At 67.5% G+C, this 18571-nt stretch carries 20 protein-coding genes and 1 tRNA gene; 8 read left to right on the top strand and 13 right to left on the bottom strand.

What is annotated here, in order from left to right:
* The first annotated feature begins 8 nt into the window (after nucleotides 1-8).
* Nucleotides 9-842 (top strand): SDR family oxidoreductase, encoded by an 834-nt coding sequence (locus ABQE89_RS00595; protein ID WP_448413053.1) that lies wholly within the window; start codon nucleotides 9-11, stop codon nucleotides 840-842.
* Here the strand turns inward: ABQE89_RS00595 and ABQE89_RS00590 are convergent.
* The 6 genes from ABQE89_RS00590 to ABQE89_RS00565 all read right to left on the bottom strand — a co-directional run bounded on the left by ABQE89_RS00590 (nucleotide 836) and on the right by ABQE89_RS00565 (nucleotide 6937).
* Nucleotides 836-1327, bottom strand: coding sequence for a DUF732 domain-containing protein (locus ABQE89_RS00590; protein ID WP_448413051.1), 492 nt, complete (start codon nucleotides 1325-1327; stop codon nucleotides 836-838). The two genes, ABQE89_RS00595 and ABQE89_RS00590, sit on opposite strands and share 7 nt — an antisense overlap.
* Before the next feature lie 53 nt (nucleotides 1328-1380).
* Nucleotides 1381-1851 (bottom strand): (2Fe-2S)-binding protein, encoded by a 471-nt coding sequence (locus tag ABQE89_RS00585; protein ID WP_448413049.1) that lies wholly within the window; start codon nucleotides 1849-1851, stop codon nucleotides 1381-1383.
* The gene (locus tag ABQE89_RS00580) at nucleotides 1844-2719 is read right to left on the bottom strand and encodes an FAD binding domain-containing protein (RefSeq protein ID WP_448413047.1); all 876 of its coding nucleotides are present in this window, start codon (nucleotides 2717-2719) and stop codon (nucleotides 1844-1846) included. Before ABQE89_RS00580 ends, ABQE89_RS00585 begins: the two co-directional genes overlap by 8 nt.
* Nucleotides 2716-3423, bottom strand: coding sequence for an SRPBCC family protein (locus ABQE89_RS00575; RefSeq protein ID WP_448413045.1), 708 nt, complete (start codon nucleotides 3421-3423; stop codon nucleotides 2716-2718). Before ABQE89_RS00575 ends, ABQE89_RS00580 begins: the two co-directional genes overlap by 4 nt.
* Complete coding sequence (locus tag ABQE89_RS00570; RefSeq protein ID WP_448413043.1) at nucleotides 3423-5717, bottom strand: xanthine dehydrogenase family protein molybdopterin-binding subunit; 2295 nt, start codon at nucleotides 5715-5717, stop codon at nucleotides 3423-3425. The genes ABQE89_RS00575 and ABQE89_RS00570 overlap by 1 nt, the downstream gene beginning before the upstream one ends.
* 98 nt (nucleotides 5718-5815) lie before the next feature.
* Nucleotides 5816-6937, bottom strand: coding sequence for an XdhC family protein (locus ABQE89_RS00565; RefSeq protein ID WP_448413041.1), 1122 nt, complete (start codon nucleotides 6935-6937; stop codon nucleotides 5816-5818).
* Nucleotides 6938-7054: 117 nt separating this feature from the next.
* On the opposite strand from ABQE89_RS00565, the gene ABQE89_RS00560 reads away from it, so the two are divergent.
* The 5 genes from ABQE89_RS00560 (at nucleotide 7055) to ABQE89_RS00540 (ending at nucleotide 11810) form a co-directional block, all read left to right on the top strand.
* The gene (locus ABQE89_RS00560) at nucleotides 7055-7630 is read left to right on the top strand and encodes a M15 family metallopeptidase (protein ID WP_448413546.1); all 576 of its coding nucleotides are present in this window, start codon (nucleotides 7055-7057) and stop codon (nucleotides 7628-7630) included.
* A 229-nt stretch (nucleotides 7631-7859) separates the two neighbouring features.
* Nucleotides 7860-8351, top strand: a complete 492-nt coding sequence (locus ABQE89_RS00555; RefSeq protein ID WP_448413039.1) for a MarR family winged helix-turn-helix transcriptional regulator — start codon at nucleotides 7860-7862, stop codon at nucleotides 8349-8351.
* A 391-nt stretch (nucleotides 8352-8742) separates the two neighbouring features.
* On the top strand, nucleotides 8743-9972 hold the full coding sequence (locus tag ABQE89_RS00550; protein ID WP_448413037.1) for a hypothetical protein: 1230 nt from the start codon (nucleotides 8743-8745) through the stop codon (nucleotides 9970-9972).
* A 75-nt stretch (nucleotides 9973-10047) separates the two neighbouring features.
* Nucleotides 10048-11076, top strand: a complete 1029-nt coding sequence (locus ABQE89_RS00545) for an NADP-dependent oxidoreductase (protein WP_448413035.1) — start codon at nucleotides 10048-10050, stop codon at nucleotides 11074-11076.
* A gap of 32 nt (nucleotides 11077-11108) precedes the next feature.
* Nucleotides 11109-11810 carry a cutinase family protein gene (locus ABQE89_RS00540; RefSeq protein ID WP_448413033.1) on the top strand — a complete coding sequence of 234 codons (702 nt, stop codon included), beginning with the start codon at nucleotides 11109-11111 and terminating at the stop codon, nucleotides 11808-11810.
* Here ABQE89_RS00540 and ABQE89_RS00535 read toward each other — a convergent pair.
* From ABQE89_RS00535 to ABQE89_RS00525, 3 genes are all read right to left on the bottom strand, one after another.
* Nucleotides 11789-12682 (bottom strand): hypothetical protein, encoded by an 894-nt coding sequence (locus ABQE89_RS00535; protein ID WP_448413544.1) that lies wholly within the window; start codon nucleotides 12680-12682, stop codon nucleotides 11789-11791. The two genes, ABQE89_RS00540 and ABQE89_RS00535, sit on opposite strands and share 22 nt — an antisense overlap.
* Nucleotides 12682-13065, bottom strand: a complete 384-nt coding sequence (locus tag ABQE89_RS00530) for a cupin domain-containing protein (protein WP_448413031.1) — start codon at nucleotides 13063-13065, stop codon at nucleotides 12682-12684. Before ABQE89_RS00530 ends, ABQE89_RS00535 begins: the two co-directional genes overlap by 1 nt.
* Before the next feature lie 76 nt (nucleotides 13066-13141).
* The gene (locus ABQE89_RS00525) at nucleotides 13142-14701 is read right to left on the bottom strand and encodes a phytoene desaturase family protein (RefSeq protein WP_448413029.1); all 1560 of its coding nucleotides are present in this window, start codon (nucleotides 14699-14701) and stop codon (nucleotides 13142-13144) included.
* Between the two features lie 82 nt (nucleotides 14702-14783).
* Between ABQE89_RS00525 and ABQE89_RS00520 the strand changes: the two genes are divergently transcribed.
* Nucleotides 14784-15383 carry a TetR family transcriptional regulator gene (locus ABQE89_RS00520; RefSeq protein ID WP_448413027.1) on the top strand — a complete coding sequence of 200 codons (600 nt, stop codon included), beginning with the start codon at nucleotides 14784-14786 and terminating at the stop codon, nucleotides 15381-15383.
* Between the two features lies 1 nt (nucleotide 15384).
* Here ABQE89_RS00520 and ABQE89_RS00515 read toward each other — a convergent pair whose 3' ends face one another.
* Entirely contained in the window at nucleotides 15385-16170 is a 786-nt protein-coding gene (locus tag ABQE89_RS00515; protein ID WP_448413025.1) for an ANTAR domain-containing protein, read from the bottom strand.
* 266 nt (nucleotides 16171-16436) lie between these two features.
* Here ABQE89_RS00515 and ABQE89_RS00510 point away from each other — a divergent pair, with 266 nt between their 5' ends.
* Complete coding sequence (locus ABQE89_RS00510) at nucleotides 16437-17222, top strand: SigB/SigF/SigG family RNA polymerase sigma factor (RefSeq protein WP_448413023.1); 786 nt, start codon at nucleotides 16437-16439, stop codon at nucleotides 17220-17222.
* 1 nt (nucleotide 17223) lies between these two features.
* On the opposite strand, the gene ABQE89_RS00505 is transcribed toward ABQE89_RS00510, so the two are convergent.
* The 3 genes from ABQE89_RS00505 to ABQE89_RS00495 all read right to left on the bottom strand — a co-directional run bounded on the left by ABQE89_RS00505 (nucleotide 17224) and on the right by ABQE89_RS00495 (nucleotide 18571).
* Nucleotides 17224-17298: transfer RNA gene (locus ABQE89_RS00505), tRNA-Thr, on the bottom strand.
* A gap of 24 nt (nucleotides 17299-17322) precedes the next feature.
* Entirely contained in the window at nucleotides 17323-18153 is an 831-nt protein-coding gene (locus ABQE89_RS00500; RefSeq protein ID WP_448413021.1) for a hypothetical protein, read from the bottom strand.
* A gap of 13 nt (nucleotides 18154-18166) precedes the next feature.
* A complete protein-coding gene (locus ABQE89_RS00495) occupies nucleotides 18167-18571 on the bottom strand; it encodes an HIT family protein (protein WP_448413019.1) in 405 nt (134 codons plus the stop codon).

Raw genomic sequence — 18571 nt, 5'->3', positions numbered from 1 at the left:
AGCATCAGGTGCAGCTGTCCTTGGAGGGGCGAACGGTACTGGTCACCGGAGGTGGCAGCGGGATCGGCAAAGGGGTGGCCAGCGGTGTGGTCGCCGCGGGCGGCAATGCGATGCTGGTGGGCCGCAACGCCGACCGACTGGCCACCGCGGCAGACGAGATCACCGCGCAGTCCGGGCCGGGCGAGGTGCGTTACGAACCCGCCGACGTCACCGACGAAGACGAGGTCGCCCGTGTGGTGGCCGCCGCGGCGGCATGGACCGGCCGGCTGCACGGCGTGGTGCACTGCGCGGGCGGCAGCGAGACCATCGGACCCGTGACGCAGATCGACTCCGACGCGTGGCGGCGCACAGTGGACCTCAACGTCAACGGCAGCATGTACGTGCTCAAGCACGCGGCGCGGGAGATGGTGCGCGGCGGCGGCGGATCGTTCGTCGGGATCTCGTCGATCGCGTCGAGCAACACCCACCGATGGTTCGGCGCGTACGGGGTGAGCAAGTCGGCGGTCGATCACCTGATGATGCTCGCGGCCGACGAATTGGGGCCGTCGTGGGTGCGGGTGAACGCCATCCGGCCCGGGTTGATCCGCACGGATCTCGTCGCTCCCATCATGGCGTCACCCGAGATCAGCGCCGACTACGCGGCGTGCACGCCGCTGCCGCGCGTCGGCGAGGTGGAAGACATCGCGAACGCGGCGGTGTTCCTGCTCAGCGATGCCGCGGGCTGGATCACCGGCCAGGTGATCAACGTCGACGGCGGGCACATGTTGCGGCGCGGCCCGGACATGTCCGCGATGCTGGAACCGGTGTTCGGCGCCGACGCTTTACGCGGCGTGGTTCACTGACCACACATGGGGTCGGCCAGGTTGCACCGCGGCGGCCGTGGCGGTCCGTACGGGTGGTGCTGCGGCGGCGGAAGCGGCAGCGGTTCGAACTGCACGGGAATCTTCGGCACGTTCGTCCGCGGCGGCGACTTCGGGGTCTGCTGCGATTGTGATTGCTGTTGCGGCGCGGTGGCCTGAGCGATCCGGTCCTTGCAGTAGGCGACGACGGCCAGGCTGCCGAAGTTTGCCGCCTGGTCGGTGGACCAGCTGGTCGCCTTCGCGATATGGCTCAGCCCGTCCTGCGCGGAGCCGCCGTCAGCCAGGATCGCGCAGGTCTGGTGGGCGAGCGCCAGGGCGTCCGCGTCGGACTGGATCGGCACACCCTTATCCCGCACGGCATCCAAAAACATGGCATCGACGCTGCTCTGGGCGCCGACGGGCGCGGCGAAGACCGTGGCGGCGCCGACAGCCACCGCGACGGATGCCAAGAATCGCGTTGTCCTCATCTGTCTCCCTGGTAACTGCCCGACCATCACGCAGGGTACGCCCTCGACACGCCCTATGTCGCCTCGGCTGCACGATGCACCGCGTTGACGATGCCCTGATAACCGGTGCACCGGCAGAAGTTGCCGGACAGCCCCTCGCGAATCTCCTCGTCGGTGGGCTTCGGGTTGTCGCGCAGCATCGCGGTGATCGACATGACGAAACCCGGCGTGCAGAACCCGCACTGCAGCCCGTGGCAGTCCCGCATCGCGGCCTGCACCGGCGACAGTTCGCCATCCTCGCCGGCGATGCCCTCGACGGTGGTGACCTCCATGCCGTCGGCCTGCACGGCAAACAACAGGCAGGCGCGCACCGCCTGGCCGTCGAGCAGCACCGTGCAGGCCCCGCACGCACCGTGCTCGCAGCCCAGGTGCGTGCCGGTCAGGCCGCAGTGCTCCCGCAGATAGTCCGCCAGCGTCAGCCTCGGTTCGACGCTCGCCTCGGTGGGCGCTCCGTTGACGGTCACCCGGACCCGCCACTCACTCATTGCTCGCCTCCGCGATCGCAGACTGCCAGGCGCGGGCCACCATGGCGGCGCCGACCCTGGCCCGATAACTGGCCGACCCCTGCAGGTCGGCGGGAATGTCTTTCAGGCCGCCGATCGCCGCCGCGCCGACATCCTCGGCGGTGACGTCGCCGACGGGCCGGCCGCGGACCGCAGCTTCGGCGGCGGTGGCGCGCAGCGGTGTCGACCCCAGGCCCAGCAGGCCGATACCGCACCGGGCGATCCGGTCGTCGCCGTCCAACTCGACCGCGACGGCCGCACCGGCGATCGCGAAGTCCCCGTGACGGCGGGCGAACTCCTCGATCGCGAACCCGCAGCGTCCGCTCCACACCGGGAACCGCACCGCCGTCAGCACCTCACCAGGCCGCAGCGAGGTCTCCCACAGTCCGGTGAAGAACTCGCCTGCCGGGATCTGCCGGGTGCCCGTCGACGACACCGCCTCGATCTGCGCGTCGATCGCCAGCGCGACCGCGGCGTACTCGGCGGCCGGGTCGGCGTGCGCGATGGCGCCGCCGAGCGTGCCCCGGTTGCGGATCTGGAAGTGCCCGACGTGAGGGGTCGCGAGCGTCAGCAGCGGCACCGAGTCGGCCACCTCGTCGTCCATCCCGACGAACGCGTGCGGGGTGCCCGCACCGATGCGGACCTCGTCGCCGTTGCGGTCGATGCTCTTGAGTTCGTCGATGCGGGAGATGTCGACGAGGTTGTCGAAGTGGGTGAGCCTCATCGCGAGCATCGGCACCAGGCTCTGGCCGCCGGCCAAGATCTTGGCGTCCTCGCCGAACTCGTCGAGCAGCGCGACGGCTTCCTTGACCGAGTCGGGTCGGTGGTAGGCGAATGCGGCGGCTTTCATGACAGCAGTCGTGCCAGGGCCGCCTGCACTTCGTCGGCCACCGCCGCCGCCGGGCTCTTGGCCTTGCGTCGCCGGCCCAGCAGGAATCCGACCGCAAGGCCCGCGGCGACGCCGGCCGCCACGGGAGCGAAGCGCTTGGCCATCGGCACCGCCACCACCTTGAGCAGATCCACCGAATCGTCGCCGCCCGCCGACTCGACCGCGCTGAGTTTCGGTGCGGCCGCGTCGGTCTGGGCGCGCGGTGCCGCGCCACCGAGCACATCGGCCTCGAGTCGTTTGGCGAATTCGCCGATCAGGTTTCCGGCCACGTCGGCCAGCACCCCGCGGCCGAACTGGGCGGCCTTACCGGAGATCGTCAGATCGGTGGTGATGACCACGCCAGTGGCAGGCTGGGTGGCCGAGCCCTCGTCCTTGAGTTGGGCGGTGACCAGCGCGGTCGCGGTGCCACTGCCGCGGGTCTCCTTGCCGTTGGCCTTGATGACCACCCGTTGCGCGGCCTGGTCCTTCTCCTGGAAACTCGCTTCGCCCTTGTAGGACACCGTGATCGGGCCGACCTTGACCTTCACCGCGCCGGTGAAGTCGTCGCCGTCGACGCTCAACAACTGCGCGCCGGGGATGCACGGGGCGACGCGCTCGACGTCGGTGAGCACCTTCCATGCCGTGTCGGCCGATACCGGCACCCGAAACTCGTTGACTAACTCCATTACTGGGACTCCTCGATCAAGGCAAGGATGGCTTCTGGACTGGCGGGCAGGCGGGTGAGGGTGGCACCGAGAGGTGCCAGCGCGTCGTTGATGGCGTTGATGACCGCGGCGGTGGATCCGATGGCGCCGCCTTCACCGCAGCCCTTGTAGCCGCCGACGCCCGGCCCCGGAATCTCGATGTGGCCGTACTCGATCGGCGGCACCTCGGTCGCCGTCGGCAACAGGTAGTCGACGAACGTCGACGACAGCGGGTTGCCGTCGTCGTCGTAGACCATGTGCTCGAGCAGTGCGCCGCCGATGCCCTGCACGGTGCCACCGGCGATCTGGCCTTCCACCACGTTCGGGTTGATCATCGGGCCGACGTCCTCGCTGACGATGTAGCGGGTCAGCGTGACGTGGCCGGTCTGCACGTCGACTTCACAGGTGCATGCGTGAGTGGCGTTGGCCCAGTGGATCATCGCCTCCGAGTTGAAGCGCGCGGTGGCCTCCAGCGTGGGCGACGTGCCCGCCAGTTGCTGCGGCTCGTAATACGACCGGTAGGCGATGTCGGCGAAGCTGACGCTCTTCGACGAGTCGTCGCGCAGCGATGCCCGCGATCGGCTCAACTCGATGTCGTCGCCGTCGGCGCCGAGCATCTGCGCCGCGATCGCCACGATCTGCCTGCGCAGGATGGCGCCGGCCTCGTGCACCGCTCCCGCCGTCATGGGCGCGCTGCGGCTGCCCTGGGTGCCCGCGCCGTACGGGGTGACCGCGGTGTCGCCCTGAATGGTGGACACGTCGTCGATGTCGGCGCCCAACGCGTCGGCGGTCAACTGGACGACGGTGGTCTCGATGCTGTTGCCGGTCGAACCGCCGTTGACGTAGACGTTGATCTTCCCGGTGGGCTCCATCCGGATCGTGGCGCCCTCGGTGGCCAGGTGGCCGGTCGCCGCGCCGGTCGGCTCGATGTAGGCCGAGAAGCCCAGCCCGAGGTAGCGGCCCTCGGCCAGCGCATCAGCCTGCTCCTTGCGGAAGCCTTCGTGGTCAAGGATTTTCACGGCCTGTTCGAAGGTTTCCACGGGGGCGACGTGGTCATACGGCATGCCGTTGGCGTTGAAGTACGGCATCTCGTCGCGGCGCAGCAGGTTCTTGCGCCGCAGATCGACCGGATCCACACCCATCTTGCGGGCGGCGATGTCGAGCACGATCTCGCGGGCCAGCGTCTCGAACTGCCACGGCCCGCGGTAGGCGGCCAGCCCCGCGGTGTTGGAGAACACCGTCTTGTAGTTGAAGCTGGCCTTGGGCACCCGGTAGGGCCCCGGGAAGAACATGCCGACGGCCGCGGTGGTCAGCACCGGGTACGGCGTGGGGTAGGCGCCGATGTCGTAGGTGAAGTCGATGTCGGCGGCCAGCAGTTTGCCGTCGTCGTCGAATGCCATGCGGGCCTTGCCGTCCACGTGGCGGGCCTGCCCGGCCGAGATGAGGTTCTCCCGCCGGTCTTCGATCCACTTGAGCGCGGCGGGAACCTTGCGCGCGGCCAGCATGATGCACATGTCCTCGCGCATCGGGACGACCTTCTGACCGAACCCGCCGCCGGTGTCGCGCATGATGACGCGGACGCGCTGAGCCGGAATGCCAAGCAGCCGTGCGCAGAACGCGCGCAGCTCGTGTGGGGTCTGGGTGGACGCCCACAGGGTCAGTTCTCCGCTGGACGCGGTGTATTCGACCACCAGACCGCGGGTCTCGATCGGCACCGGCGAGTGGATCTGCTGATAGATCTCCGCGTCGGCGACGTGCGCCGCCGACGAGAAGGTCTCCTCGTCGGGGGGTGCGCCGCCCATACCGCCCGCGACGTTGTCCGGGTAGGCGTCGTGAACGACGACGTCTGACCCGATTGCCGTTCGGAAGTCGGCGACCGCGGGCAGCGGTTCGTAGTCGACGTCGACCAGTTCGACGGCGTCCTCGGCCAGATAGCGACTCTCGGCGACGACGAGCGCGACGGGGTCGCCGACGAACTTCGCCTCGCCCTCGGCCAGTGGCGGGCGTGGCGTGTCGGGCACGTCCTTGCCCGCGACCGCGTGCCAGGCCTCCTTGACATCGGGGTTGAGGTCGGCGGCGGTGAACACCGCGCGCACCCCCGGCAACCGCAGCGCCGCCGACGCGTCGATCCCGTTGATGCGCGCCCGCGCGAACGGACTGCGCACGAAGCACGCATGCAGCATGCCGGGACGCATGATGTCGTCGACGAACGTGCCGTGACCGGTGAGCAGGCGGGTGTCCTCGACGCGGGCGACTCGGGTGCCTGCGTAAGCCACGTCTATCGCTCCAATCGGAAGGCTTTGAAGAGTCTCGTTATCCTACTTCGGTAAAGACCCTGCCGGAAGGCGAGAGTGACATTACCGCAGGGTATGCGTCACGAATCGTGGTGTATCCGCCCGTCGGTCTCGGTCAGCGGTCGTCCGCCGCCGCCCCACCGGCGGGCGATGATCTCCGCGGCGATCGACACCGCGGTCTCCTCCGGGGTGCGTGCGCCGAGGTCCAGCCCGATGGGGCTGGCCAGCCCGGCCAGTTCGGCGTCGGTCAGTCCGGCCTCGCGCAGCCGGCTCATCCGGTCGTCGTGGGTGCGGCGTGAGCCCATCACCCCGATGTAGCCGACCTGAGGCAGCCGCAACGCCACCTGCAGCACCGGAACGTCGAATTTCGGATCGTGGGTGAGCACGCAGATCGCGGTGCGCGCGTCGATAGCCCCTTGTTCGACCTGCTCGGTGAGGTAACGGTCGGGCCAACTGACCACCACGTCCTCGGCGGCCGGGAAGCGCGCGGGGGTAGCAAACACCGGCCGGGCGTCGCACACGGTCACCCGGTAACCGAGGAAGGCGCCTTGGCGCGCGAGCGCCGCGGCGAAGTCGATCGCGCCGAAGATCAGCATCCGCGGCGGCGGGGCATGGCTGGCCACGAACACGTCCATGCCGCTCTCCTGGCGCTGCCCGTCGGGCCCGTAGGACAGCACGCCGGTCTTGCCTGCTGCCAGCAGACCGCGCGCGTCGTCGGTGATCGCGGCGTCGGCGCGCGGCGAGCCGATCGACCCGTCGACGGCGTCCTCGTCGACGACGAGCCTGCGCCCGACGCACCGCGGGTCGGGGTGGGCGATGACCGTGGCCACCGCTGTCGGCCGGTGGGCGGCGATGTTCTCGGCGACGGCCTGCAACTGCGGAAAGGTGTTGCGCGACATCGGTTCGACGAAGATGTCGATGATCCCGCCACACGTCAGGCCGACGGCGAACGCGTCGTCGTCGCTGACCCCGTAGCGCTGCAGTTCGGGCCTGCCGGAGGCGACGACCTCGTTGGCCAATTCGTAGACGGCCGATTCCACACAGCCGCCCGACACCGATCCCGCCACGGTGCCGTCCGGGGCGACGAACATCGCGGCGCCCGGTGGGCGCGGCGCGGATCGAATGGTGCGCACGACGGTGGCGACACCGGCGGTGCCACCGGCGCGCCACACCGTAAGCAACTCCTCGAGCACGTCGCGCACGCTCGCAGTGTATGCCGAGACGCGGCGATGCTGTGCAGGTGCTCAGCGTGCGCGTCGGAGTCGGCTAGCGTGGAACGGGTGCGACGGGTGCTCGCGGTTCTCGCCGCGCTGCTGGCCATGTGCGGCGCGGGCGGCGTCGCGCGCGCCGCGGGTCTGGTCGATGTGCGGACCGCCGTGCCCGACGCGATCGTGGACATGCGATACGCGACGGCGGACAACTTCGTCGGCGAGCAGCTGTATCCCGCCGACGCGCGGTGCTTCGTCGAGGCGTCGATGGCCGAGCGGTTGGCCGTCGCGGCCGAGACGTTGCGCTCGAGCGGATACACGCTGGTGTTCTGGGACTGTTACCGGCCCCACGAGGTGCAGGTGCGGATGTATGAGGCCGTCTCCGAACCGGGGTGGGTGTCGCGGCCCGGGCGCTATGCCCGCAGCCACGAGGCGGGCCTGTCGGTGGATGTGACGCTGGCGCGCGACGGGGAACTCGTCGACATGGGTACCGGTTTCGACGAGTTCGTCCCGGAAGCCAACGCCTACGCCACCGACGGGGTCAGCGCCGCCGCGCAGGCCAACCGCGCACGGTTACGGGAAGCGATGGCGGGGTCCGGCTTGACGGTCTACCGCGGCGAGTGGTGGCACTTCGACGCGCCGGGGGCCTACGACGACCACCCCATCCTGGATCTGCCGGTGAATTAATGCCTCAAGCGGCGGTTCGCAGTACGCGCACAACGCGGGCCCCAGCGTCGGATAGCCACATCCCCCGCATTCGTAGAGGACGGTTGTCGCGTCGACGTCTGGCATACCGCACCGTGTACCCGGAAAACGCGGCTTCAACCGTGCCGTTCGCGCGACTGTCCTAGGCTCGGATCAACCCGACAAGTAGATCGTTCGAGGAAATGCGATTTGAGGTAGGTCGGCGATTGCAGTGGTGACGGCGAATGCGTCCCAGCTCTCGTTGCCGGGACTCGATGATTTCGAGCAGCATTGCTGGCAGCTCTACGCCGAGGCCGCGACGCATCTGTACGCCGCATTGAACCGGCTACTCGTCGACGCGCATGGCCTCAGCCTCCTGGACGTCAAACTCCTTCGTACACTTGCCAACTCGCCTAGGGGCTGTGCACGGATGGGCGAACTCGCCGATGCGCTCGCCGTCATCCCCAGCACGGTCAGCCAGCAGGTGAGCCGTTTGGAATCACAGGGATTCCTGTGGCGCAGCAGGGCCTCCTATGACCGTCGCGTCGTGATCGCCACCATCACGCGTAGGGGGCGGGCAAGATTGGAGCCGGCTCTTCGGGCGTACGCCGACGGCGTTCGCGAGCTCTACCTCGATCCCCTGACGCGCCGACAGATGACCGCACTGGGCGACAGTTGTCGACGGATCGATTCCGCGCTGCAGACGGGCGACGATCCCCGCTGATGAGCGGGTAAGACCAAAGCCGCGCATGCGCGGGAATCAGCAATCCCTCGGCGTTCTGTCCAAAGACGCCAGGCAACGCCTGGCATCCGGGTTTCCCCCCGCAGGCGCCGAAGGCCGCAGCGATAGCAAAATTTGCGCCGCAAACCGCCGATATTTGCATATTGAAATAGTCACCTTCTGCCGACTGGTCGCTGGCTGACGCCAGCGTTGATTCTGGCCTGGATCTTTGCGCAAGCAAATACTTTGCCCGCTGCGCTAACTTACTGACGAGTTCATCAATGGGCTCTCACCTGCGGCGATGCTCAGAGATTTCTCAGGTAGGTTTCGACGTACCCGTCAGAAATCACAATCGAAGGGAGCTGTGATGCACGCCGCAGTGCGGTCCCCGCTAATGACCGGTGTGGCCTTGGTTGGCGCAAGCGCCATCGCGATGTCGCCCATCATGGTGGCGCCAGAGAAAGCCGAGTTACCGTCGCTACCCACCTCGGTGTCGATGCCGGTTTCGCTGTCCGCCAGCACCGATCCGATCGGCGACGTCGTGGCGATTGCCGCCGCGCTCTTCAACATCGGTGCCGAGACCGTGGCCGGCTTGCCGGACGCGCTCGCCGCAGCGCTCGACCAGGCGGTGAACCTGGACTTCCAGCTCGCGTTCCAAACCCTGGTTCAGGCTCTGCTCACCCCGGCGGCCTTGCCGCTGCTGGTGGAAGTCATTCCCCGGGTCCAGGATCTCATCGCGCTGGTGACGGGTGATGAGTTGGCAGAGGCCCTGGTGAACTCGATCGCCGCACCATTGTTGGTTCCCGTCCTCCTCGGGGCCGAGTTGGTCAACACCGCGATCGGCCTGGTCCAGGACACCGCCGGCGCTGTGCTGACCGGGGATATCAACGCCGTCCTTGGCACGGTTTCGCAGGGCTTCAGCGACCTCGTCGACCAGGGGTCGAACCTGTTCATCACCGGCCTCAACGCCGTCCTTGCGGCGCCCGGCACCATCCTCGGCGCCGCGCTGCCCGATGCGCTCGGCATCACGCAGATCGTCACTGCCATCACCGACACGATCGGGGATTTCGCGGGCGCAGGCGTGCAGGTGGTCAGGGACATCCTGGACTCCGTGCTGGGTTCGATCCCGACGGCTCCGCTGGCGCTGGCAAGCCAAACGACAGAGGCCTTTGCCGCGACCGGGCCGGCTGATTTCAGTGCGGCGGCAGGTACTTTCGTCGCGGTCAGCACGAACGGCAGCGGCGGCGAAGGCGTCGGCGCAATCGTGGATAGTGACTCGGCGGACGGCGAGCAAGGCCTCGACGACGACATCGACACCGGCACCGATAGCGGCGAAACCGATCTCGGTTCCGGCGACGACACCGACCTCGGCTCCGAGGACGATGTCGACCTCGGCTCCGAGACCGACCTCGACATCGACCTCAGCACCGACGAGGGCGAAACCGACCTCGGTTCCGGCGAGGACTCCGAGGCCAGCGGTGACACCGGCAACACCGGCAACACCGGCGCCGTCGGCGACACCGACAACACCGGTACCGCCGGAGACACCGGCGATGACGGCTCCGGCTCGGGCAGCGAGTCCGGCACCGGCGGTGATTCCGGCTCGGGCGGCGGCGACAACTAGTCACCCATCCCGTCTGAAAATTCGTGGGCTCCCTTCGACGCAAGGGGGCCCACGTTTTTGGGTAGTTTCGCGATCGTGGCCCAATTGAGGAACCGCCAGATCGTCCTACGTCGCCGTCCCACCGGTCTGGTGGCGCCCGAGGACACCGAACTGGTCAGCACCCCGGCACCCGAACCCGCCGAGGGCGAGGCGCTGGTCCGCACGACCTATGTCGGTATCGATGCCGCCGCACGCACCTGGCTCAACGACCAGCCCGGCTATCTGCCGCCGGTGCAGATCGGCGAGGTCATCCGCGCCGCCGGCATCGGTGAGGTGGTGGCGTCGCGCTGCGACGCCTACGCCGTCGGGGACGTCGTCACCACCCTCACCGGCTTCCAGGAGTACGTGATCAGCCGCGACGACGTGTTCACCACGCCGGTGCCCGGGCCACCCGAGGACGTCAACCAGCTTGCGGTGATGTCGGTGTACGGGCCGACCGGTGCCACCGCCTATTTCGGGATGGTCGGCATCGGCAAGCCTCAACCGGGGGAGACGGTGGTGGTGTCGGCCGCGGCCGGCGCCACCGGATCGGTGGCGGGGCAGATCGCCAAGATCGCCGGCGCCCGGGTGGTGGGCATCGCGGGCGGGCCGCACAAATGCCGGGCGGTGGTGGAGGACTTCGGCTTCGACGCCTGCATCGACTACCGCGAGGACGATCTGAAGGCCGCGCTCAAACAACACTGTCCGCGCGGTGTGGACGTCTACTTCGACAACGTCGGCGGCCCGGTGCTGGACGCGGTGCTGGGCCGACTGGCCCCCAGAGCGCGGGTGGTGCTGTGCGGCGTCATCTCCAGCTACCTGACGGGTGAGCATCCGGGCCCGGCCAACTATGTGAACCTGCTGTCGAAGACGGCACTGATGCAGGGCTTCAACGCGCTCGACGAGTGGGGTCGCTTCGAGGAGGCGTTCGGTCCGTTGCGCAGGTGGGAGCAGGAGGGCAGACTCGTGCACCGGCAGACCATCTACAAGGGCCTCGAGTCGTGCGTCGACGCATTGAACGGCCTGTTCACCGGGGCCAACATCGGCAAGATGTTGGTCGAGGTCAGCCAACCCACACACACGTGAATACCGACAGATCTTTGGGGGTACAGAGGAGCATGATCAATCTCGCTCGCTTGATTGCCACTGTCGTGATGACCTTCGCGGCGCTGATCGTCGCACCGATTCCGATCGCTGCCGCCCAGGGCTGCGCCGACGTCGAAGTGGTGTTCGCGCGGGGCACCAACGAACCGCCCGGAGTCGGGGGAGTGGGGCAGTCGTTCGTCGACGCGGTGCGCGCGCAGGCCGCCCCGAAATCGGTGAACGTCTATCCGGTCAACTACGCGGCGAGCGCCGATTTCGGTGACCGCATCGCCTTCGCGAGGACGGTCGTCGACGGGATCCGGGACGCGGGCCTGCACATCGAACAGACGGCCGCGGACTGCCCGGACACCAGGATCGTGCTCGGTGGGTTCTCGCAGGGCGCGGCGCTGGCGGGCTACGTCACGTCGGCGGAGATCCCCGACGAGGTGCCCGCCGAGTACCGGGAGTTCATCCCCAACCCGATGCCGGCCGAGATCGCCGACCACGTTGCGGCCGTCGTGCTGATCGGGATGCCGTCGGCGACGTTCATCAGTGACATCGGCGCGCCGCCGATCGTCATCGGTCCGTCGTACGCGGACAAGACGCTGAAGCTGTGCGCGCCCGGAGACACCATCTGCGACGGATCGCCGGCGGGTGGACCGAGCTTCGCGCACGCGATGTACGGGGCGAACGGGATGGCGGCCGAGGCGGCGGCTTACGCGGTGGGCCGGCTGTAACGGACCTCCGGGACGGTCACCCGGCCGTTGGGCTGCGGGTGCAACCAGGACGCGATGTTGCGGACGTAGTCCTTGAAGGTGATCAGCCGCGCAGGATCGGTCTCGATCTGGGTACCGGGCCGCTCCGTGACGAAACTGGGTGCACCGCAGCGGATGTCCCAGTTGTAGTCGGCGAAGTGGTGAAACGTCGAGGCGGCGAGCGCGCGGCCCATCGGGCGGCCGTCCGGCCCGGTTTCACCTTCGAGTACGACGGCGAGGTCGAACCGACATCCCGAGACCTTGCTGCGGCCGTGCGCCAGCGTGGTGGCGAACGGCACGCACGCCGATACGGCGCCCTCGTGCGGGTGCGCGGGGAACCACTCGATGCGGCCGCTCGCCGTGCGCGTGGTGTGCAACAACTCGTGGGCCGCTTCGGTGGCGAACACGGGTTGGTAGTCCCCGTTGGCCCCGGAGTGGTAGTTCGGCCACGAGATGGTGGGGGTGTCGCGGTCGTCGCACGTGGCGTTCGGATCCGGGTTGCGGTGGTGAAATTTGTTGATGTCGCCCAGCGACCCGAGGCCGACGAGGCAGCTCCCGAGATCCTGGTGGTCGCGCGCGGTGAGCACGCCGCCGCCGATGTTCCGGAATGCGACGATGGCGTCAATCTCGTTGTCGGTGAGGCCGTCTCCGATGTCGACGGCCATCAGCCAGAGCTGATCGACGTCGAGTTCGTCGAGCCGGCTCAGGACGGGGTCGTCGCCGCGGCCGGCGCGGTTGCGGGCGATGACCCGGTGGCCCGCAGCGCGCAGTTCGCCGGCGAGCAGTGAGAAACGGCTGACGTTCCAGTCGTCGGGGCTGTCGGTGATCGTCGTCTGCAGCAGAATCTTCGACATCATTTGGCGCGACGGTCCTTGCGTGCGATCAGCTCGTCCTCGTCGACGAGGGTAAGCATCGGCTGGCCCGGATCGCAGAGCATCGTGACCAGGAAGCGGACGTTGACGTCGTCGCGGTTGTTGCCGTCCTGGTAGTGGATGACGTCACCGCCGGGCTCCCAGAAGGTTTCGCCGGCCTTGACCACGCGGGGCGGCTCACCCTCGAGTTCGAACAACATCTCGCCTTCCAGCACATATCCGAAGGCCGGACCGGCATGGCGATGAGGTGGGGCGCCGGGATCGCCGGGCGGATACTCGACGACGAGCGTCATCGCATGCGCGCCGGCGGGGAGGTAAGGCGGCGTCACCTCCTGCAGGACCGTGAGCGCGCTCATTGTGGCCATCGCGGCTCCTTCTATCCGTCGTTACACAGCTATGACCGGATAGGACCGGTGTGTGTGACAGGGGCCGCTTCGCGTTCTAACAGTCCTCGAGGGCTTGGTAGCCGGCGTTGTATCCGGGGATGAACGTGATTCCCGGACCGCCGTGACACCCTGCACCACCCAGGTACAGCCCGTCGATCGGGGTCGGCAGGTCGACAAACCCCTTGGGGCCCGGCCGGTTCGGTCCCATCAGGTCGGGATGGAGCAGTCCGTGACAGAAGTCGCCCGCGGGGGCGGCGAACATCGAGTCCATGTGATAGGGCGCGAAGGTGATGTGGCGGATCTGGATGTCGCGGAAGTTCGGTGCGTAGCGGGTGATCTTGTCGACGACCTTCTGTGCCATCTCCTTCTTGAGTCGGCCGTGCTGGTCGCGGTTCGTCTCGACCGGAAACGCGTAGGCGAACGCGCTCGCCGCATGCTTGCCCGGCGGTGCCATCCCGGGGTCGTGCACCGACGGGATCTGTATCCCCATCGACGGATTGTCGGGAACGACGCCGCGCCTGCACTCCTCCCATTGACGTTGTTGTTCTTCAGGCGAGTTGAAGATGCCGATGGAACCCTGCATACCGGGGTCGTTGAGAAACTCGTAGGGCGGCGCGAACTGCGGTAGGCCGTCGAGCGCGAAGTGAATCTGCACGAACGAGGCGCGATGGTCGCGGCCTTCAAGCCTGGTGACCAGGTCGGCCGGCAGGTGTTCGGCGCCGACCAGGTCGATCAGGGTGTGATCCGGCGAGAGGTTCGAGATCACGATCGGCGCGCGCACCTCGGACCCGTCGCGCAGGCGGACACCGGTGACACGTCGGTCGTCGACAAGGATCCTGTCCGCCTTGGCGCGGTAGCGGACCTCGCCGCCGTGCGACACGAAAAGGTCGTGCAGGTGCTCACAGAGTGCGCCGATTCCGCCCCGCAGTTTGGTCATCATGGCGGTGGTGTCGTCGGGTACAGCCAGCGCGAACGCCAAACACGTTGCGCTACCGGGCGTGTAGGGGCCGCGGTAGGTGGAGTTGATGGCCAGGAAGGCGAGCATTCCCCGCAGCACGGCGTGCTTTTGTCTGTCGGGCAGGAAGCGGTCGATGGCGTCCATTGCGGTGCCGAACAGCACGTCGTGGATGGCCCGGCGCTCGGCTTCGTCGGTGGCGCACGCGTACATCTCGTCGAGGGTCTTCGGCGGCGTGCGAACATCGAAGCGCCCGAGCGCCTTTGCCGGCCCGTGACTCCAGCCGATCATTTGGGCCATGCCGGTGACGGCCTCGACGCCGTGCTTCTCGGCGAGGTGGGTCATCAACTGCATCGGGTCCCGGTAGAAGACCATCGCCTCCTCGCCGTGGTCGCCGAGGTTGACCGACATCACCTCGGCGTCGACGGTGGGCGAGGTGTACAGGCCCAGTTCCTTGGCGATCTGGGGCGGCATGGGGAACTGCACCGAACCTGCGATCTCGAAGCGGAATCCGTCGATGAGTTCGACGGTCGCCGCCATTCCGCCGGCATATGTGTTGGCCTCCAGACACACCGTGCGCAGCCCGGCCTGCGCCAGGACGGCGGCGGCCGTCAGCCCGTTGTGGCCGGCTCCCACGATGATGGCGTCGTAGTCTGTCATGGTCGTGGAGAATAGGTCAGTACTGACGTAATCGTGTCAGTACTGACAAAATTGGTCGTTGGTGGGATACCATCGCCCGGCCATGACCCCGACGACCAACCGCCACGAGCAGCGCCGACGGTCGACCCGCGAAGCGCTGCGCCGGGCCGCGCTGACAAGCTTCGCCACCAGGGGTTTTTCCCACGTCACGGTCAGTGAACTGGCCCGGGAAGCCGGCGTCACCGAGCGCACGTTCTTTCGGCACTTCCCGACCAAGGAAGCGGTCCTTTTTGCGGACTACGAAACCCAGGTCGAGTGGCTCGCCGAGGCGTTGGCCCAGCGGCCCACCTCCGAGTCCGTCTTCGACGCGGTGCTGGCCGGCATCGCAAGCTTCCCGCACGACCTCGAGGTAGTCCGCCAGGCGGCGACCGCCCGCACGGAGTTGATCAGTGCCGAGCGCATCGCGGGCCATCTGCGCGTCGTGCAGGCCTCGTTCGCTGCGGTGATCGCCGATTTCGTCAAGAAGCGCCATCCCGCTGTGCCGGACATCGACCTGGTAGCCGAGGTCGCCGGTGCCACGTTGGCGGCGGCTCTGGTTGCTGCCGTGGAGAATTGGGGCCGCAGCGGTTGCACAAAAGATCTCGGACAGATCACTGCGACCTGCCTGAATCTGGTGCGCTCCGGGTTGGCGCCGCTGTCCTGAATCAGCCAAAGATGTCAGGTTGGGCGGCAACCACTTTGGCAATGTCGCACAGTTTGATGTTGAGGTTCTGCGACGACGTCCGCAAGATGTTGAATGCCTCTTCGGCCGAGATGTTTCGCCGGCCCATCAGGATGCCCTTTGCCTGGCCGATGACGTCACGGCTGTCGATCGCCTGATGTAGTTGTGCCTCATGCAGTTTGGCGGCCGTGACGGCTTCCGTGGTGGCCAGCGCCAGCGATGCGTGGGTCGCCAGTAGGAGGATCGCGTCCTTGTCGATCTCGTCGAGGGCGTCTGAGGCGTGGCAGTACAGGTTCAACGCTCCCGACAGCCGAGGCGCGATCGCCGCAGGCAGCAGAGACAGCGACAGCACCGCTTCCACCCCGAGTTGGCGCGCCGCCTCCGAGAAGCGCGGCCACGGTGACGCGGTACGCGGCTGGTCGGGCCATGCCGAGAAGCCTGGCCCCGGCCGCTGGGCCGCTGTCACGCAGGGGCCTTCGCCCAGTTCGTACTGGCACTCGTCGAGCTGCTGCGCGACCGGATGGGTCGCGAGCGGAGTGTGGAACTCCCCGTCGGGGCTGCGCAGGGTCACGCTCACGACGTCGGCCTGCGGAGCGACGTGCGCCGTCGCGTCCACCACCTGCTCGAGCACGTCTTGGACGGTCCGCGCATCGAGCAACGCTGCGGTCAGTTTGGCGAACTCGCGGCTCAGCGGCCCCTGTAGGCCCTGATCGGCGTCGTCGACAAAGCGTTGTCTGTCGCGAAGCCATCTGTCTTCGGAGTATTCCACGGCACACTTCTTCCCGTTGCTTGCAAGGGATTTGAACGCCGCTGCTGCTGTACGACGAGGGGGTTGATGCGAACCCAACTCACGGTCGCACTACGTGCAGTCTTCGCCATGTGGCCACTGCGGTCAGCCTACGCCAGTCGGCAGGCAATAGATACCGAAGCGGCAAAGGTTTCGGCTCGTCGCGCTATGGGTATACAGCGCCGAACAAGTGAACTGGTTCAGATCCGAGCCGCACGACTACTTTCAGCGGAACGGACGGAAAACCCGTGACCACATCGACTTCAGGCTATGCCGAAGTGATCGACATGTTTCGACACCTCAAAACCCTCGACGAGAACTCGAGGGCGTACCGACAACAGCGCGCGGAGATCTGTGAACACTGTCTGCCGCTTGCCGATCACATCGCCCGGCGCTACCGCAATCGCGGTGAAAACCACGATGATCTGGTCCAGGCCGCTCGTGTCGGTCTGGTCAATGCGCTCAATCGGTTCGACGTCGACAAGGGCGCGGACTTTCTGTCCTTCGCCGTGCCCACGATGATGGGTGAAGTCCGGCGCCACTTCCGGGACTACTCCTGGGCGGTCAAAGTCCCTCGCAACATCAAGGATCTGCAGCTGCAAGTCAATCGGATCAGCGCGGAGCTGTCGCAACGACTGGGTCACGCTCCGACCGCAAGCGAGATCGCCGAATATCTCGGTGTCCCACGCGAACAGGTGGTGCAAGCGGTGATCGCCGGTGCCAACTATTCGACGCTGTCAACGGGCATGCCGGCCAGAAGGGACGACGAGTCCGCTTCCGTCGGTGACGCCGTGGGTGAAGACGATGCGGGCTTCGACAAGGTGCTCGATATCGAGACCGTGCGCCCGTTGATCGCCGCCATGCCCGAACGCCAGCGGACCATCATCACGTTGAGGTTCTTCGAGGACATGACGCAGAGCCAGATCGCCGAGCGTGTCGGCTGCTCTCAGATGCACGTGTCGCGCCTGCTCGCGCAGGCGCTGGCAACGCTGCGCGGACAGGTTCGTGAATCAGCGTTCGCTGCCGCGGGCTGACTGGAGCCCCCTGTCAGGATTGAACTGACGACCGCTCGCTTACAAGGCGAGTGCTCTACCACTGAGCTAAGGAGGCCTGCGGGCTTTCGATTTTATCGGGTCACTCCTCGGCCTCGATGACCCGCTGCGACGTCACCGTCTGCGTGGTCGAACGCGACCTGGCCCTGGGGCGTCGCCCGGGCAGCGGAATCCGATCGGCGATGTTGCTCAGCGGGTTGACCACCTGCGCCAGCGTGACCACGGCCTCGTGCAGCGCATCGATCGTCGGCGCCAACGCCTCCAAGCCGGGTGCCAGCCTGTTCAACGTGTCGGCCACATCGGCCAGCTTGAGCAGCGGTCCGTCCGGATCGGTCAGGGTGTCCAGTAGGCCACCCTCGGCCAGCAGGCGGTCAGCCACCCCGTCCTCACGTAGCACCCGCTCGATCAAACCGTCGTTGGCCAGCAGCTGATCGGCCAGCCCGCCCGGCGCGATCACCCGCGACAGCGCGCCGTCGTCGGTGGTCAACCGGTCGAGCAGCCCGCCCTCGGCGGTCACCTGGTCCACCAGCCCGTCCGGCGCCAACGCCCGCGACATCGGACCGTTCTCGGCGGTCATCCGGTCCAGCAGCCCGCCCTCGGCGGTCAGCTGATCGACCAGCCCACCCGGTCGCAACAGCCGGTCGACGGGGCCGTTGGCGGCCAGCGCCCGCCCCAGCGGCGCATCATCGTCGAGCAGCCTGGCCAGCCGGTTCGCTCGTTCGACGGCGTCGTCGAGGCCGAGCATGTGTGCCACCGACGCCGAACTGTTGATCGTGCGCGAGTTGGCTTCGCCCAGGGTGCGCTGGGCCATCCCGAGCGCGCCGCTGGCCATCGATATCCCTGCGTCGGCCATTGCCAGGCCCACCCGTACCGGAGCCGTGGCCAGGTCCGTCACGGCTTTGCCGAGGTTCATCGCCTCAGTCTATTCAGCTCAATTCGGCCAGCGCCGCCTTGATCTTGGCCTGCGCCTCGTCCAGCGATTCCGGCGACGGGTTCTGGTCGGCATTCGCGAAGCCGAAATCCGCCAGGTCGCTGGTGGGGAAGACGTGCACATGCAGGTGCGGCACCTCGAGCCCGGCAATGATCACGCCCGCGCGTTCGGCGGGAAATGCCCGCACCACCGCCTTGCCGATCAACTGCGACACCTCCATGACTCGGCCCAACGCCGCCGGGTCGATGTCCTGCCAGTGGTCGATCTCGGCGCGCGGAACCACCAGCGTGTGGCCCTGGGTGATGGGCGCAATCGTCAGGAACGCGACGACCTCGTCGTCTTCGTAGACGAACCGGCCCGGTAGTTCCCGGTTGATGATCTTGGTGAAGACGGTCGCCAT

It is taken from the genome of Mycolicibacterium sp. XJ1819, assembly GCF_053483675.1.
The sequence above is the reverse complement of the archived record's forward strand: the minus strand, read 5'-3'. Positions and strand labels throughout refer to the sequence as shown.

Excerpts from the sequence above, each read along its gene's own strand:
- ABQE89_RS00590 (WP_448413051.1), bottom strand. The coding sequence starts at position 1,327 with ATGAGGACAACGCGATTCTTGGCATCCGTCGCGGTGGCTGTCGGCGCC.
- ABQE89_RS00585 (WP_448413049.1), bottom strand. The coding sequence starts at position 1,851 with ATGAGTGAGTGGCGGGTCCGGGTGACCGTCAACGGAGCGCCCACCGAG.
- ABQE89_RS00580 (WP_448413047.1), bottom strand. The coding sequence starts at position 2,719 with ATGAAAGCCGCCGCATTCGCCTACCACCGACCCGACTCGGTCAAGGAA.
- ABQE89_RS00575 (WP_448413045.1), bottom strand. The coding sequence starts at position 3,423 with ATGGAGTTAGTCAACGAGTTTCGGGTGCCGGTATCGGCCGACACGGCA.
- ABQE89_RS00560 (WP_448413546.1), top strand. The coding sequence starts at position 7,055 with ATGTGCGGCGCGGGCGGCGTCGCGCGCGCCGCGGGTCTGGTCGATGTG.
- ABQE89_RS00550 (WP_448413037.1), top strand. The coding sequence starts at position 8,743 with ATGACCGGTGTGGCCTTGGTTGGCGCAAGCGCCATCGCGATGTCGCCC.
- ABQE89_RS00540 (WP_448413033.1), top strand. The coding sequence starts at position 11,109 with ATGATCAATCTCGCTCGCTTGATTGCCACTGTCGTGATGACCTTCGCG.
- ABQE89_RS00535 (WP_448413544.1), bottom strand. The coding sequence starts at position 12,682 with ATGTCGAAGATTCTGCTGCAGACGACGATCACCGACAGCCCCGACGAC.
- ABQE89_RS00530 (WP_448413031.1), bottom strand. The coding sequence starts at position 13,065 with ATGGCCACAATGAGCGCGCTCACGGTCCTGCAGGAGGTGACGCCGCCT.
- ABQE89_RS00525 (WP_448413029.1), bottom strand. The coding sequence starts at position 14,701 with ATGACAGACTACGACGCCATCATCGTGGGAGCCGGCCACAACGGGCTG.
- ABQE89_RS00520 (WP_448413027.1), top strand. The coding sequence starts at position 14,784 with ATGACCCCGACGACCAACCGCCACGAGCAGCGCCGACGGTCGACCCGC.
- ABQE89_RS00500 (WP_448413021.1), bottom strand. The coding sequence starts at position 18,153 with ATGAACCTCGGCAAAGCCGTGACGGACCTGGCCACGGCTCCGGTACGG.
- ABQE89_RS00495 (WP_448413019.1), bottom strand. The coding sequence starts at position 18,571 with ATGGCGACCGTCTTCACCAAGATCATCAACCGGGAACTACCGGGCCGG.